At 69.9% G+C, this 13,271-nt stretch carries 9 protein-coding genes; 6 read left to right on the forward strand and 3 right to left on the reverse strand.

Annotated features, from left to right (window positions below; all coding sequences use genetic code 11):
• Nucleotides 1-8: 8 nt before the first annotated feature.
• Nucleotides 9-1,289 (reverse strand): L-pipecolate oxidase, encoded by a 1,281-nt coding sequence (gene amaA / locus MYL53_RS14260; RefSeq protein ID WP_425591762.1) that lies wholly within the window; start codon nucleotides 1,287-1,289, stop codon nucleotides 9-11.
• Between the two features lie 73 nt (nucleotides 1,290-1,362).
• Complete coding sequence (amaB, locus tag MYL53_RS14265; protein WP_247854613.1) at nucleotides 1,363-2,856, reverse strand: L-piperidine-6-carboxylate dehydrogenase; 1,494 nt, start codon at nucleotides 2,854-2,856, stop codon at nucleotides 1,363-1,365.
• A gap of 123 nt (nucleotides 2,857-2,979) precedes the next feature.
• Between amaB and MYL53_RS14270 the strand changes: the two genes are divergently transcribed.
• Nucleotides 2,980-3,918, forward strand: a complete 939-nt coding sequence (locus MYL53_RS14270; protein ID WP_247854614.1) for a LysR family transcriptional regulator — start codon at nucleotides 2,980-2,982, stop codon at nucleotides 3,916-3,918.
• On the opposite strand, the gene MYL53_RS14275 is transcribed toward MYL53_RS14270, so the two are convergent.
• The gene (locus tag MYL53_RS14275) at nucleotides 3,915-4,820 is read right to left on the reverse strand and encodes a LysR substrate-binding domain-containing protein (RefSeq protein WP_247854615.1); all 906 of its coding nucleotides are present in this window, start codon (nucleotides 4,818-4,820) and stop codon (nucleotides 3,915-3,917) included. The genes MYL53_RS14270 and MYL53_RS14275 overlap by 4 nt on opposite strands.
• A 252-nt stretch (nucleotides 4,821-5,072) precedes the next feature.
• Here MYL53_RS14275 and MYL53_RS14280 point away from each other — a divergent pair, with 252 nt between their 5' ends.
• The 5 genes from MYL53_RS14280 to MYL53_RS14300 all read left to right on the forward strand — a co-directional run bounded on the left by MYL53_RS14280 (nucleotide 5,073) and on the right by MYL53_RS14300 (nucleotide 13,236).
• Nucleotides 5,073-6,320: a 2-aminoadipate transaminase gene (locus MYL53_RS14280; RefSeq protein ID WP_247854616.1), complete on the forward strand. Its 1,248-nt coding sequence runs from the start codon at nucleotides 5,073-5,075 to the stop codon at nucleotides 6,318-6,320.
• A 124-nt stretch (nucleotides 6,321-6,444) separates the two neighbouring features.
• Nucleotides 6,445-7,806 (forward strand): 2-oxoadipate dioxygenase/decarboxylase HglS, encoded by a 1,362-nt coding sequence (gene hglS / locus MYL53_RS14285; protein WP_247854617.1) that lies wholly within the window; start codon nucleotides 6,445-6,447, stop codon nucleotides 7,804-7,806.
• Nucleotides 7,807-7,898: 92 nt separating this feature from the next.
• A complete protein-coding gene (locus tag MYL53_RS14290) occupies nucleotides 7,899-8,672 on the forward strand; it encodes a sulfite exporter TauE/SafE family protein (RefSeq protein ID WP_247854618.1) in 774 nt (257 codons plus the stop codon).
• Between the two features lie 117 nt (nucleotides 8,673-8,789).
• Entirely contained in the window at nucleotides 8,790-11,708 is a 2,919-nt protein-coding gene (locus tag MYL53_RS14295) for an HD domain-containing phosphohydrolase (protein WP_247854619.1), read from the forward strand.
• 106 nt (nucleotides 11,709-11,814) lie between these two features.
• The gene (locus MYL53_RS14300) at nucleotides 11,815-13,236 is read left to right on the forward strand and encodes a D-alanyl-D-alanine carboxypeptidase family protein (protein WP_247854620.1); all 1,422 of its coding nucleotides are present in this window, start codon (nucleotides 11,815-11,817) and stop codon (nucleotides 13,234-13,236) included.
• Nucleotides 13,237-13,271: the final 35 nt, after the last annotated feature.

Consider the following 13,271-nt stretch of genomic DNA (forward strand, 5'->3'; position numbering starts at 1 on the left):
GGAGGCGCTCAGGTCAAGACCCGCAGGCACTGGCCGGTGTGATAGAGCGTGAAACCGCTCTCGTAGCCGGAGCTGCGCAGCGGCTTGGCGCGAATCGGCTTCGGCGTGCGGATCGGCAGCGGCAGCAGGGCATCGTCGCCGCGAGTCAGGTAATGGGCGAAGCCCTTGCCCACCACGGTGCCGGTGGTGACGCCACGCCCGTTATAGCCGGAGGCGGCCAGGATGCCGGGGGCGGGCTCGAACAGCCGCAGGGTGTGGTCGGGAGTGAAGGCGATGCGCCCGGTCCAGGTGCATTCCCAGTCGACGCGGCCCAGCTGGGGGAAGTAGTGGCGCTGGACGCGGTCGGCCCAGTGGCGGACGTAGCCCAGAGGCCGGCCCTCGCCCTTGCCCAGGCTGCCCAGTATCAGTCGGCCCTCGGCGTCGCGGCGCATGCTGCTGAGGACCATGCGGGTGTCCCAGGCCCCCTGACGCTCGGGCAGGATATCGCCGGCGAGCTCGTCCGACAGCGGTGGCGAGGCGACCTGGAAGAAGTGGCCGGGAAAGAAATGCTGGCGCACCTGGTTCCAGTGATCCTCGGTATAGGCATTAGTGGCGATCACCAGGCGTGGGGCGGTGACGCTGCCCTCGGCGGTGGTGACGCGCCAGTCCGAGCCCTGGCGTACGATGCCGGTGGCCGCGCTGCGATCATGAAGGCTGGCCCCCGCGGCGATGGCGGCTCGGGCCAGCCCTCGGGTATAGGCCGCGGGATTGATGGTGCCCGCTCGGCGGTCGAGCAGGGCGCTGCGAATGCGTGAGGTGCCGGTCTTCTCGCAGCAGGCCTCGTCCTCCAGCAGCTCGACGGGGGCGCCGCGTCGCTGGAGCTGCTCCACGCGACGCGCCAGTTCGCGCTCGCCCTTGGCATTGTGGGCCAGGTGCAGGGTGCCGGTGCGGGTCGCCCGGCAGTCGATGCCGTGACGCTCGATCAGCGCGAACACCTCGGCGGGGGCGCCGCCGAGGATCGCATTGGCGCGCTCGCCGTCTTCCTGGCCGAGGGCCTCGCAGATGTCGTCCGGAGGAATCCACAGCCCCGCGTTGACCAGCCCGACGTTGCGCCCCGAGCCACCGCTGGGAATCTCCCCGGCTTCGAGCAGGGTCACGCTGACCCCGCGTTCGGCGAGATGCAGGGCGGTACTGAGCCCGGTGATGCCGCCGCCGATCACCGCCACCTCGGCGGTGAGATCGGCCCGCAGCGGCGTCAGTGCCAGTGCCGATTCGGGGGAGGTGTCGTGCCACAAGCACCTTTCCTTCATGACGCCTCCTGTGTTTGTTGTTGATGTGCGTCTTGCCGTCCCCGGTGTCGGCGGCCGGGAACGGCGAACATGATCAGTCGAACTTGATGCCCTGGGCCAGCGGCAGTTCGCGGGAGTAGTTGACGGTGTTGGTCTGGCGACGCATGTAGCTCTTCCAGACGTCGGAGCCGGATTCGCGGCCACCGCCGGTTTCCTTCTCGCCGCCGAAGGCGCCGCCGATCTCGGCGCCGCTGGGGCCGATGTTGACGTTGGCGATGCCGCAGTCGCTGCCCTGGTCGGAGACGAAGGCCTCGGCCTCACGCACGTCGGTGGTGAACACGCAGGAGGAGAGCCCCTGGGGCACGTCGTTCTGCAGCGCCAGCGCCTCGTCGAAGTCGCGATAGCTCATGACGTAGAGGATCGGGGCGAAGGTCTCGTGCTTGACCAGCTCGTCCTGCTGCTCGACCTCGACGATGGCCGGCGCCACGTAGAAGCCCTGCGGATATTCGTCGGCCAGGCGACGTTCGCCGCCGAAGACGCTGGCGCCCTGCTCGCGGGCCTTGCCGAGCACCGACTGCATCTGGTCGAAGGCCTGGGCATCGATCAGCGGGCCGACCAGGCTGCCGCCCATCGGATCGCCGATGGTCACGCCGGCATAGGCCTTCTTGACCCGCTCGACGACTTCGTCGCGCACGGACTCGTGGACGATCAGGCGGCGCAGGGTGGTGCAGCGCTGGCCTGCAGTGCCCACGGCGGAGAACAGGATGGCGCGCACGGCCATGTCCAGGTCGGCGCTGGGCGCCAGGATCATGGCGTTGTTGCCGCCGAGTTCGAGGATGCTGCGGCCGAAGCGGGCGGCGACGCGGGGGGCGACTTCACGACCCATGCGGGTGCTGCCGGTGGCGCTGATCAGCGGCACGCGGGGATCGTCGGTGAGCACTTCCCCGGCCTCGCGCTCGCCGATGATCACCTGGCTGAGATCCGCCGGCGCCTCATCGCCGAACTCGGCCATGGCACGCTCGAGCAGCGCCTGGCAGGCCAGGGCGCAGAGCGGGGTCTTCTCGGAGGGCTTCCACAGCAGGCTGTTGCCGCAGACCAGCGCCAGAGCGGCGTTCCAGGCCCAGGGTGCCACCGGGAAGTTGAAAGCGGTGATCAGGCCGATCGGGCCCAGCGGGTGCCAGCTCTCGCGCATGTGGTGGCCGGGGCGCTCCGAGGCGATGGTCAGGCCGTAGAGCTGGCGCGACTGGCCGACGGCCAGGTCGCAGATGTCGATCATTTCCTGCACTTCGCCCAGGCCTTCCTGGTAGATCTTGCCGCACTCCAGGGTCACCAGGGTGCCGAGGTCTTCCTTGTGGCGGCGCAGCTGCTCGCCGAACAGGCGCACCAGCTCGCCGCGGCGCGGTGCGGGCACCCGGCGCCAGGCCTCGAAGGCGGCCTGGGCGCGATCGATCCGCGCCTTGACGTCGTCGCCGCTTTCCAGCGCCACTCGACCGAGTTCGCCGCCGTCGGTGGGAGAGGTCACGGTGTAGTCGCCGCCACGATACAGGGTGTCCGCGACCCCAAGGCGCTGCATGATGGACTCGATCATTCTTCCTCCTACTGCTTCATCGACGTGTGATAGGGAACGAGAGCAGTATTGCGGCGCTGGTTGACGGGCCTCAAACGACGTTTTATACGAACTTCATTCCAGATTTTCTTGATAGGAGGCGCCATGAGCCGCCGTCATCTGCCGACGCTGTCTGCCATGCAGTGCTTCGAGGCCTCGGCCCGCCACCTGAGCTTCACCCGCGCCGCCGAGGAGCTGAGCCTGACTCAGAGTGCGGTCAGCAAGCAGGTCGCCCAGCTCGAATCGGTCCTCGAGCACCCGCTGTTCCGCCGCGTGCGCAAGCGTCTTCAGGTCACGCCGGAGGGCTCGCTGTATCTGAGCGAGGTACGCAAGGTGCTGGCCCAGGTCGAGATGTCCACCCGCTACATGCAGTCCTACGGCGGCCAGAGCGAGGTGCTCAACGTCACCACCCTGCCGACCTTCGGCGCCCGCTGGCTGATTCCGCGACTCAATGGCTATCGCTTCCGGCATCCCGGCGTTTTCCTGAACATCGCCAACCGCTCGGAGCCCTTCGATCTCGAGGAGGAGCGGGTCGACGTGGCTTTCTTCTTCGGCCACGGGGCCTGGCCCAAGGCGGAATGCATCAAGCTGCTGGATGAGACCATGGTGCCGGTGTGCGCGCCGACGGCGGTTCCCGAGGGCGGGATCGACGACCCGCTGGCGCTCACCGACCTGGTGCTGCTGCAGGGGGCGACGCGGCCCGAAGCCTGGCATGACTGGTTCGAGGCCCAGGGCTGCTATACCGCGCACAGCTATCACGGGCCGCGCTTCGACACCTTCTCGATGGCGGTGAGCGCTGCCCGGGCCGGCTGTGGCGTGGCCCTGGTGCCTCATTTTCTGGTCGAGGAGGAGCTGGCGGCCGGCCAGCTGACGATTCCCTGGTCGTTCTCGCTGACCAGCCGCGGGGCCTATTATCTGGCCTATCCCGAGTACAAGGGCGAGGTGGCCAAGGTGAGGGGGTTCATCGACTGGATGCTCGAGCATCTCGACGCCCCGGCCCGAGTCGATGGGGGGCGTGTCGATGAGGCCCGGGTGTCGCGTTAGGCAGCACCGGCCCCGGCTTCGGTGCAGCTCAGGATGTGCGCCACGAAGTGACGCACCTTGGCCAGTTCGCCGAGCGGTTCCGGATAGACCAGGTAGTAGGCGTCGGGGCTGCACAGGGCATGGGGCCAGGCCAGTGCCAGGCGTTCGGCGGTGAGTTCGTTCGCGACCAGGAAGCGCGGCACCAGCGCCACGCCGCCGCCCGCCATGGCCGTGCGTATCAGCATCTGGAAGGTTTCGAAGCGCGGCCCGTGATAGCTGTGCTCGGTGGCGACGCCCTGATCGGCAAACCAGCGGTGCCAGGCATCCGGGCGGGTGGCGAGATGCAGCAGGCGGCACTCGGTCAGGTCCGTGGCCCGGGTCAGTCGATGGCGGGTGAGATAGCCCGGGGCGCCCACCGCCACGACCTCCTCGTCGAACAGCTTGTGACATTCCAGATTGGGCCAGTGGCCATGGCCATGGAAGAAGGCCACGTCGATATCCTGTTCCTCCAGGTCGAAGGCCTGGACCCGGTCGGTGATGCTCAGGCGGATGCGCGGATGCGCGGCGAAGAAGGCCGGCAGGCGAGCGCTCAGCCAGTGGCTGCCGAAGGTCGGCAGGGTCGCGACCTTCAGCACCTCGCCGTGCCCGCTGTAGGTCATGATGGCGTTCGCCGACATCTCGATCTGGGCGAGGATCTTGCGCACCTCGCTCAGATACAGCGACCCCTCGGGGGTGAGTACCAGGGTGCGACGCACGCGCCGGAACAGCTTGTGCTGCAGGTAGTCCTCGAGCTGGGCGACCTGCTTGCTGACCGCGCTCTGGGTCATGCTCAGCTCCTCGGCGGCGCGGGTGAAGCTCATGTGCCGCGCGGCCGTCTCGAAGCATTGCATGGTCGTGGTCGAGGGCAGGTGGCGTACCGTCATGGGGCTTGGCTCCCGGGCAGAATCAAGAGTGTCACTGTATCCCATCGGGGCTTCCCATGCCGTCACCGGCGCACGCCATCCATTCTTCGCAGGCATCCATGATGGCGTTTTCCTGCCATTACTCCGAGCTGCCTGGGGAGATGCATGAGTTCATGGAATGAATAGTGCGTTTTTTTTCGTTTGAAGCCTTCGCGGGGCGCTGGTTTCATCGGCGACACAACGACATCCCCGATGAATCGACAGGAACCCCACATGGACTTTCCCCACGTCAGTGGCTCGCTGGGCATCGTGCACCCGCTCTGCATCGAGCGCGGGCGCAACGCCGAGGTATGGGACGAACAGGGCCGGCATTACATCGACTTCATTGGTGGCATCGGCGTGCTCAACCTGGGGCATGGTCACCCGGCCGTGGTCGAGGCGGTCAAGGCCCAGGTCGAGACCTTGATGCATTCGGCCTTCAATGCCCTGCCGCATCGCGGCTACCTCGAGGTAGCCGAGGCCCTGGATCGATTCGTGCCGGTCGACTATCCGTTGTCCTGCATGCTGACCAACAGCGGCGCCGAGGCCACCGAGAACGCGCTCAAGATCGCCCGCGGCGCCACCGGTCGCCAGGCGGTGATCGCTTTCGACGACGGCTTCCATGGTCGGACCCTGGCGGCGCTCAACCTCAACGGCAAGGTCAAGCCCTACAAGCATCGGCTCGGGGCCCTGCCCGGTCCGGTGTTCCACCTGCCGTTTCCCAGTCGCGACAGCAGCGTGAGCGCCGACGAGGCCATGGCGGCCCTGACGCGCCTCTTCGAGGTGGAGGTGCCGAGCGACGAGGTAGCCGCGATCATCGTCGAGCCGGTTCAGGGGGAGGGCGGTTTTCGTCTGCTCGACGCCGGTTTCGCCGCGCGACTGCGGTCGCTGTGCGACGAGCACGGTATCGTGCTGATTCTCGACGAGATCCAGTCCGGCTTCGGGCGCACCGGCGAGCGCTTCGCCTTCTCCCATCTGGGCATCGAGCCCGACCTGCTGCTGATGGGCAAGAGCATGGCCGCGGGCCTGCCGCTGGCCGCCGTCGCGGGCCGGGCCTCGCTCATGGACGGCCTGCCCAGGGGCGGGCTGGGCGGCACCTACTCGGGCAATGCCGTGGCCTGCGCCGCCGCCCGGACGGTGATGGACCTGATGGACGAGGCGCGGCTGCGCCAGTGGGGCGAGGCCTTCGAGGCCGCCATCGTCACCGCCCATGGCGACTGGCGCGAGCGCTTCCCCATGGTCGGCGCCATGACCGGGATTGGCGCCATGCGTGGCATCGTCTTCGAGGACACCGAGCACGCCACGGGCGCCGAGCACCTGGCGGCGCTGCTGACCGCCGCGCGAGAGGCGGGGGTGCTGCTGATGCCCAGCGGGCGGCAGCGTAACGTGCTGCGCCTGCTGGCGCCGCTGACCATCGAGTCGGAGGCGATGGACGAAGGGCTGCTGCGTATCACCCGCGCGCTGGAGACGCTGGCGCCATGACTCCCGTGACGGCTCGCCAGACGCGGCTGGCCACCCATTGCGTACCCTGTCGCCATCCTGGCGGCAGACGCCTATGTTCAGGCTATTCATCCAAGGGATAACCGAGATGACAGAGGTAATCGAGATGACCACGACATCCTGCGTTTCCGCCGACGAGATCCGCGACCGCTTCTCCCGGGCCATGTCGGCCATGTACCAGGCCGAGGTGCCCCAGTACGAGACCCTGCTCGCGCTGGTCGACGAGGTGAACCGCGAGACCCTGGCGCGCGATGCGGCGCTGGCCGAGCGCCTCGAGGCCTTTGATGAGCTGGGCCGCCTGGGCGTGGAGCGTCACGGTGCCATCCGCGTCGGCAGCGCCGAGGAGCTTTCCATGCTGCGCCGGCTGTTCGCGGTGATGGGCATGTATCCGGTGGGCTACTACGATCTCGCCGAGGCCGGCGTGCCGGTGCACTCCACCGCCTTCCGCCCGGTCGACGATGCGGCGCTGGCGCGCAATCCCTTCCGCATCTTCACCTCGCTGCTGCGCCTGGAGCTGATCGAAAGCGCCGAACTGCGCGAGCGGGCCGCGGAGATCCTCGCCGAGCGCGACATCTTCACCCTCGAGGCCCGGGAGCTGATCGCCCTGGCCGAGCGCCAGGGCGGGCTCACCGACGACCAGGCCGAGCGCTTCGTCAGCGCGGCGCTGGAGACCTTCCGCTGGCACCGCGACGCCACCGTGGACCTCGACACCTACGAGGCGCTGCACGCCGAGCATCGGCTGATCGCCGACGTGGTCTGCTTCCGCGGCCCGCACATCAACCACCTGACGCCGCGCACCCTGGACATCGACGAGGTCCAGCGGCGCATGCCGGCGGCCGGCATGAACCCCAAGGCGGTGATCGAGGGCCCGCCGCGCCGCGCCTGCCCGATTCTGCTGCGCCAGACCAGCTTCAAGGCGCTGGAGGAACCGATCCGCTTCGCCGGCGATCGCCAGGGCACCCACACCGCGCGCTTCGGCGAGATCGAGCAGCGCGGCGTGGCGCTGACCGCCGAGGGGCGGGCGCTCTACGACCGCCTGCTCGCCGCGTCCAAGGCGAGCACCGCCGGGCTCGCCCACGAGGCGCATCAGCGTGCCCTGGCCGAGGCCTTCGCCGACTTTCCGGACGACGAGGCCGAGCTGCGCCGCCGCGGCCTGGCGTTCTTCGAGTACCGGCTCACCGAGGCCGGGCGGGCGTCCGGTCCGCTCGACGCCTCGGATCTCGAGGCGCTGATCGCGCGCGGCCTGGTGGCCGCCCGGCCGATCACCTACGAGGACTTCCTGCCGGTCAGCGCGGCGGGCATCTTCCAGTCGAACCTGGGCGACGGCGGCGGCGAGGCCTACGCCGGCCACGCCAACCGCGCGGCCTTCGAGGCCGATCTGGGCGCGACGGTGACCGACGAGCTGGCGCTCTATGCCGAGCGCGAGCGTGCCTCGCTGGCCGCCGTGCGCGAGGCGCTGGCCGGCTGAGTCGACGGTCTCGACCGATCCATCGCACCGCCTTGGCCCGACGGAGCGGCGCTCGGCTATGATGGGGCTCCGCCCATGGACGGGGACCCCCGATGTCGCTCCTTGCCGCGCTCGATGCGCTGTCGCCGCTGGCCGGCGGCCTCGACCTCACGCTGATCGCCCTCTCGATGCTGACCTCGGCCTTCACCGCGACCTTCGGCGCCGGCGGCGGGGTGCTGATGATCATGGCGCTGGCCCAGGTGATGCCGCCGGCGGCGTTGATCCCGGTGCACGGCATGGTGCAGCTGGGCTCCAACGTCGGGCGTGCGGGCATGACCTGGCGCCATCTCGATCGTGCCACCCTGCTGGCCTTCCTGCCCGGGGTGGCGCTAGGCGCCCTGGCCGCCGTCTGGCTGCTGATCCGCCTGCCCGCTGGGGTGCTGGAGCTGTGCATCGCCGCCTTCGTGCTCTTCACGCTGTGGGGGCCGGGGCTGCCCGGGCGCGCCCTGGGCGGCCCCGGCATCCTGATCGTCGGCGCGGTCACCACCCTGCTGTCGAGCCTGGTGGGGGCCAGCGGGCCGATGGTCGCGGCCTTCATCAAGCAGCGCCAGGAAGGCCGGCTGGCCAAGGTGGCGACCTTCTCCGCCTGCATGGTGGCCCAGCATCTGACCAAGGCCTTCGTGTTCGGCGCCGCCGGCTTCGTGTTTCACGACTGGCTGGGCCTGATCCTGGCCATGGTCGCGGCGGGCTTCGTCGGCACCTGGCTGGGCCTGAATGTGCTCAAGCGGCTCTCCGACCATCGCTTCGATCGCCTGTTCCGGCTGACGCTGACGCTGCTGGCGCTGCGCCTGGCATGGCTCGGTCTCTCGCGCCTCTGGGGGGCCTGAGCCGGACGCGGGAATCAGGGCCGGGCGTTGAAAGCCGTCCCGGCGAGGCCGCCTCATCCTCGGCAAACTTGGCATATCTTGAAAGGCATTGCCGACTCGTCGTTGCCGAGGCCGCCCATGCGCCGCTCCTTCTCTCTTCGATCGCTGACCGCGGTCTCGATCGTCGGCCTGATGCTGATCGTGGCCGGGGTGCTGCTGTGGCACGGCATGCGCGGTGCCGACAAGCTGATGGTCCGCGCCGTGGAGGACACCGGCCGCCAGCTGGCCGTGACCACCGAGGAGCGGGCGCGGCGGTTGATCGATCCGGCACGGGTAGTGGTGGCGCTGCTGGCCGAAGACAGCCTGGCGTCGCGACAGCGGCTCATCGATCGCCTTCAGCACCTGCCGCTGCTGGCCGCCTCGCTGGAGGCTCACGATGCCGCCAGTGCCGTCTACATCGGCTATGACGACGGCGATTTCCTGCTGCTGCGGCCCGCCGATAGGGTGACCGCTGAACGGCTGCCCGAGGTGCCCGAGTCCGACGAGGCGGCCTACCTGGTGCAGACGATCGAGCGCGAGGACGGCGGCGCGGTCCGCGGTGAATGGCGGCTCTACGACCGCGACCTGAACCTGCTCGTCCGGCGCCTGCAGCCGGACTACGCCTTCGACCCCCGGGAGCGCCCCTGGTACCGGCGGGCGATGGCCGCCAGCGGTGCCTGGCTGACCGAGCCCTACGCCTTCTTCACCACCCACGAGATCGGCATCACCCTGGCCCGGCGCAGCCGCGATGGCCATGCGGTGGTGGGCATGGACGCCTCGCTGGCCGACCTCGGCAGTGAAATGGACTCGCTGGGCATCACGCCCGGCACTCGGCTGGCGGTGGTCTCCCGGGACGGCCGGCTGCTGGCGCATCCCGACGTGGCGGCGCTGCTCGCCGAGCACGGCGGCTCGACGCGACTGGCGACGCTGGATGAAATCGACGACCCGGCGCTGCGCCGGCTCGGCCAGCTGACCGAGGCCGATGCCGCCTCGCTGGGCGCCGCGGCGCCGGGCGAGATGGCCGCCGACAACGCACCGCACACCGCTTCCGCCAGCTTCCAGGTCGACGGCGAGGACTGGTTCGGCATGCGGCTGCCGTTCCGCATTCCCGGCGTGGAGCCGGCCACGCTGCTGATGGTGGTGCCGGAACGCGAACTGCTCGCCGGCACGCGCGAGCAGCTGTGGCAGCGGTCCCTGGTGGCCGTGCTGCTGGCCCTGGCACTGCTGCCGCTGGGCGTGTGGGTCGGCCATCGGCTCAGCCGCCCGCTGAATGCCCTGGCCGAGCAGGTCCGAGCGCTGGGCAACTTCGACTTCTCCGCCTGCCGCGGGGTGCGCTCGCCGGTGCGCGAGGTGCAGCAGCTGAGCGGCGCCCTGACAGGCATGGCCGAGAGCATCGCGGGCTTCCAGCGCATGACCCGGACGCTGAGTCGCGAGCCGCGTCTGGACACGCTGCTGGCCACCGTGCTCGAGGACCTGCTCGCCATCACCGACAGCCGCCACGGCGCCATCTACCTCGAGGACGAGGCCGATCCCACCCGCTTCGCCTGCGTGGCCGAGCGTGGCGAAGGCGCCCCCGAGGCGCCGCTGCCGCCGCGCCTGGTGCTGTCCGCCCCCGACGAGACCGGTCTGGCGGCGCTGGATCGACTGGCCGCGGCCCGCGGCTACCTGGTGCAACCGCTGTGCGATCGCAGCGGCCATCGCATGGGCCTGCTGGTGCTGGCGCTGCGCGCGTCGGGCTCTGACGGCGATCGCTCCTGGCGGCGCTTCGTCGAGGAGCTCTCCGGTGCGGCGGCGGTGGCCATCGAGACCCGCCGCTTGCTGGAGGGCGAGAAGCGCCTGCTGGATGCCATCGTCGAGCTGATCGCCGGCGCCACCGACGCCAAGTCGGCGCATACCGGCGGCCACTGCTCGCGGGTGCCGCAGCTGGCCGAGATGCTGCTGGAAGGCGCCCACCGCGCGACCCACGGCCCCTTCGCCGACGAGACGCTGGATGACGACCGCCGTACCGCCTTTCATCTGGCGGCCTGGCTGCACGACTGCGGCAAGCTGACCACGCCGGACGAGGTCATGGAGAAGGCCACCAAGCTGGAGACCCGCTACAACCGCATCCACGAGATCCGCACCCGCTTCGAGGTACTGTGGCGCGACGCCGATGTGACCTACTGGCGCGGGCTTGCCGAGGGCGGCGACGAGCCGGCGCTGGCCGAGGCGCGCCAGCACCGGCAGACCGAGCTGCAGGACGCCTTTCGGCTGGTCGCCGAGCTCAACCGGGGCGCTGAGGCGGTCGACGAGTCCAGCCTGGCGCGGCTGGAGGCGATCGCCGACTGGCGCTGGTGGCGCCACTTCGACGACCGGCTCGGCGTGTCCGAGGACGAGGCCGTGCGCCTGGCGCGCGAGCCCGAGGCGCCACCGCCCGCCGAGGAACGCCTGCTGGCCGACCGGCCGCGCCACCGCCTCGATTGGGCCGCTGCGCCGCCGCCTGTGGCCGAGGACGACCCGCGCAACCGCTGGGGCTTCGCCATGCAGCCGCCGGAGGCGGCCGGCGACCAGGGCGAGCTTTATAACCTGAGGGTGGCCCGCGGCACGCTCAACGACATCGAGCGCTTCCGCATCCAGGAGCACATCGTCCAGACCATCATGATGCTGGAGTCGCTGCCCTGGCCGAAGCATCTGCGGCGGGTGCCGACCATCGCCGGGAACCATCACGAGCGCATGGACGGCCGCGGCTATCCGCGTCGGCTGAGGCTCGCCGAGGCCTGCCTCGAGGAGCGCATCATGGCGGTGGCCGACGTCTTCGAGGCGCTGACCGCCGCCGACCGGCCCTACAAGCCGGGCATGACGCTGTCGCGGGCGCTGTCGATCCTGGCCGGCATGGCCCGCGACGGCCATCTGGACCCGGCGGTGTTCGCGCTGCTGCTCGACAGCGGCGTGTGGCACGACTATGCCGAGCGCTTCCTGGCGCCGGAACAGATCGATACGGTGGACATCGCGGCGCTCAAGGACGAGGCTGGATGCTGAACAACGAAAAGTGGAAATGGCCACGCGGGCCGCTTTTCGCCCTGTACAGGGCGGGTCGCTGGGTCATAATGCACTCATAAAGCGCGTCATTCTTCAGGGGAACACCATGCAGCCCACTCAGGTCTCCGGCTGGCGAGTCAGCCTGCTCGCCGCCCTCGTCATGGCCAGCCTGCTGCTGGCACCTTTGGCCCAGGCACAGAATCCCCGCTATGCGGGCATCGTCATCGACACCGACACCCACGAGATCCTCTACGCGGAGAACGCCGACGCGCCGCGCTACCCGGCCTCGCTGACCAAGATGATGACGCTCTACCTGCTGTTCGAGGCCCTCGACGGACGCAGCATGAGCCTCGGCCAGCCGCTGCCGGTGTCGCGCGCGGCGGCCGCCATGCCGGCCACCAAGCTCTACCTCAAGCCCGGCGAGAGCATTCCGGTGGAGAAGGCCATCGAATCGCTGATCGTGACCTCGGCCAACGACGTGGCGGTGGTCGTCGCCGAGGCCCTGGGCGGCAGCGAGCGCCACTTCGCGGAGATGATGACCCGCGAGGCCCGCGAGCTGGGCATGCGCCATACCGTCTTCCGCAACGCCTCCGGCCTGCCCGACAACGCCCAGGTCACCACGGCCCGCGACATGGCGATCCTGGCTCGCCGGCTGATGCTCGACTTCCCCGAGTACTACCACTACTTCTCGCTGCAGCAGTTCACCTGGCGGGGCCGGGTCCATCGCGGCCACAACCGGCTGCTGGCCAACTATCCGGGCGCCGACGGTCTCAAGACCGGCTTCATCCGCGCCTCGGGCTTCAACGTCGCCACCTCGGCGGTGCACAACGGTCGGCGCATGCTCTCGGTGGTGATGGGCGGCTTCACCGCCGCCTCCCGCGACGAGCACATGGCCGACCTGCTGAATCGCGGCTTCACGCGCGCTTCCCTGGCCGACGGCCACGGCTGGCTGGCGCGCACCGAGATCAGCAACGAGAAGCTGATGGCGCTGCCGGGGCGCACGTTGCCGCCGGCCGGGCAGAGGCTGGCGAGCCGTGATGGTAGCGCGTCGGCGTCCGCTGCCTTCTCCGCATCCGCTTCCCCTTCTTCCACCTCCAGCGCGACCCGGACGCCCGAGCCGGCCAGCGCCTCGGCGCCGGGGCCGGTGGTGCAGGAGATCGCCGCGCCCTCGCCGGACGAGACCATCGTGGCCGCGGCGCCGAGCGTCGACGCCACGGCCGATGGCGCCGGCGGCCAGGGTGGCGATCCGCTGCGCACGCTGATCGACCGGGACGACGCGGTCGGCGGCGACTGGGGCGTTCAGGTCGGCGCCTTCAGCGATGCCGATCACGCGCGCCGGCTGGCCGATCGTGCCGCCGCGCGCCTGGCCACGGAGATGGCCGACGCCCGGGTCGAGGTGCCCTGGGCCGAGAACGCCGGCGTCTACCGGGCCCGGCTGGTGGACCTGGGCGAGCGCCAGGCCCGCAACGCCTGCCAGCGCCTCCAGTCACAGGGCATGGACTGCATGGTGGTGCAGGCCTCGCTGTGAGCCGTTGTCGTCCGGTGCCGTGTGCGGCGTTGCCG

The organism is Halomonas getboli (assembly GCF_023094245.1).
Classification (GTDB): domain Bacteria; phylum Pseudomonadota; class Gammaproteobacteria; order Pseudomonadales; family Halomonadaceae; genus Halomonas; species Halomonas getboli.

What these genes read in the sequence shown, in the direction of transcription:
- amaA (WP_425591762.1), bottom strand. Translation starts at nt 1,289, where the DNA reads ATGAAGGAAAGGTGCTTGTGGCACGACACCTCCCCCGAATCGGCACTG.
- MYL53_RS14270 (WP_247854614.1), top strand. Translation starts at nt 2,980, where the DNA reads ATGAGCCGCCGTCATCTGCCGACGCTGTCTGCCATGCAGTGCTTCGAG.
- MYL53_RS14295 (WP_247854619.1), top strand. Translation starts at nt 8,790, where the DNA reads ATGCGCCGCTCCTTCTCTCTTCGATCGCTGACCGCGGTCTCGATCGTC.
- hglS (WP_247854617.1), top strand. Translation starts at nt 6,445, where the DNA reads ATGACCACGACATCCTGCGTTTCCGCCGACGAGATCCGCGACCGCTTC.
- MYL53_RS14280 (WP_247854616.1), top strand. Translation starts at nt 5,073, where the DNA reads ATGGACTTTCCCCACGTCAGTGGCTCGCTGGGCATCGTGCACCCGCTC.
- MYL53_RS14300 (WP_247854620.1), top strand. Translation starts at nt 11,815, where the DNA reads ATGCAGCCCACTCAGGTCTCCGGCTGGCGAGTCAGCCTGCTCGCCGCC.
- MYL53_RS14275 (WP_247854615.1), bottom strand. Translation starts at nt 4,820, where the DNA reads ATGACGGTACGCCACCTGCCCTCGACCACGACCATGCAATGCTTCGAG.
- amaB (WP_247854613.1), bottom strand. Translation starts at nt 2,856, where the DNA reads ATGATCGAGTCCATCATGCAGCGCCTTGGGGTCGCGGACACCCTGTAT.
- MYL53_RS14290 (WP_247854618.1), top strand. Translation starts at nt 7,899, where the DNA reads ATGTCGCTCCTTGCCGCGCTCGATGCGCTGTCGCCGCTGGCCGGCGGC.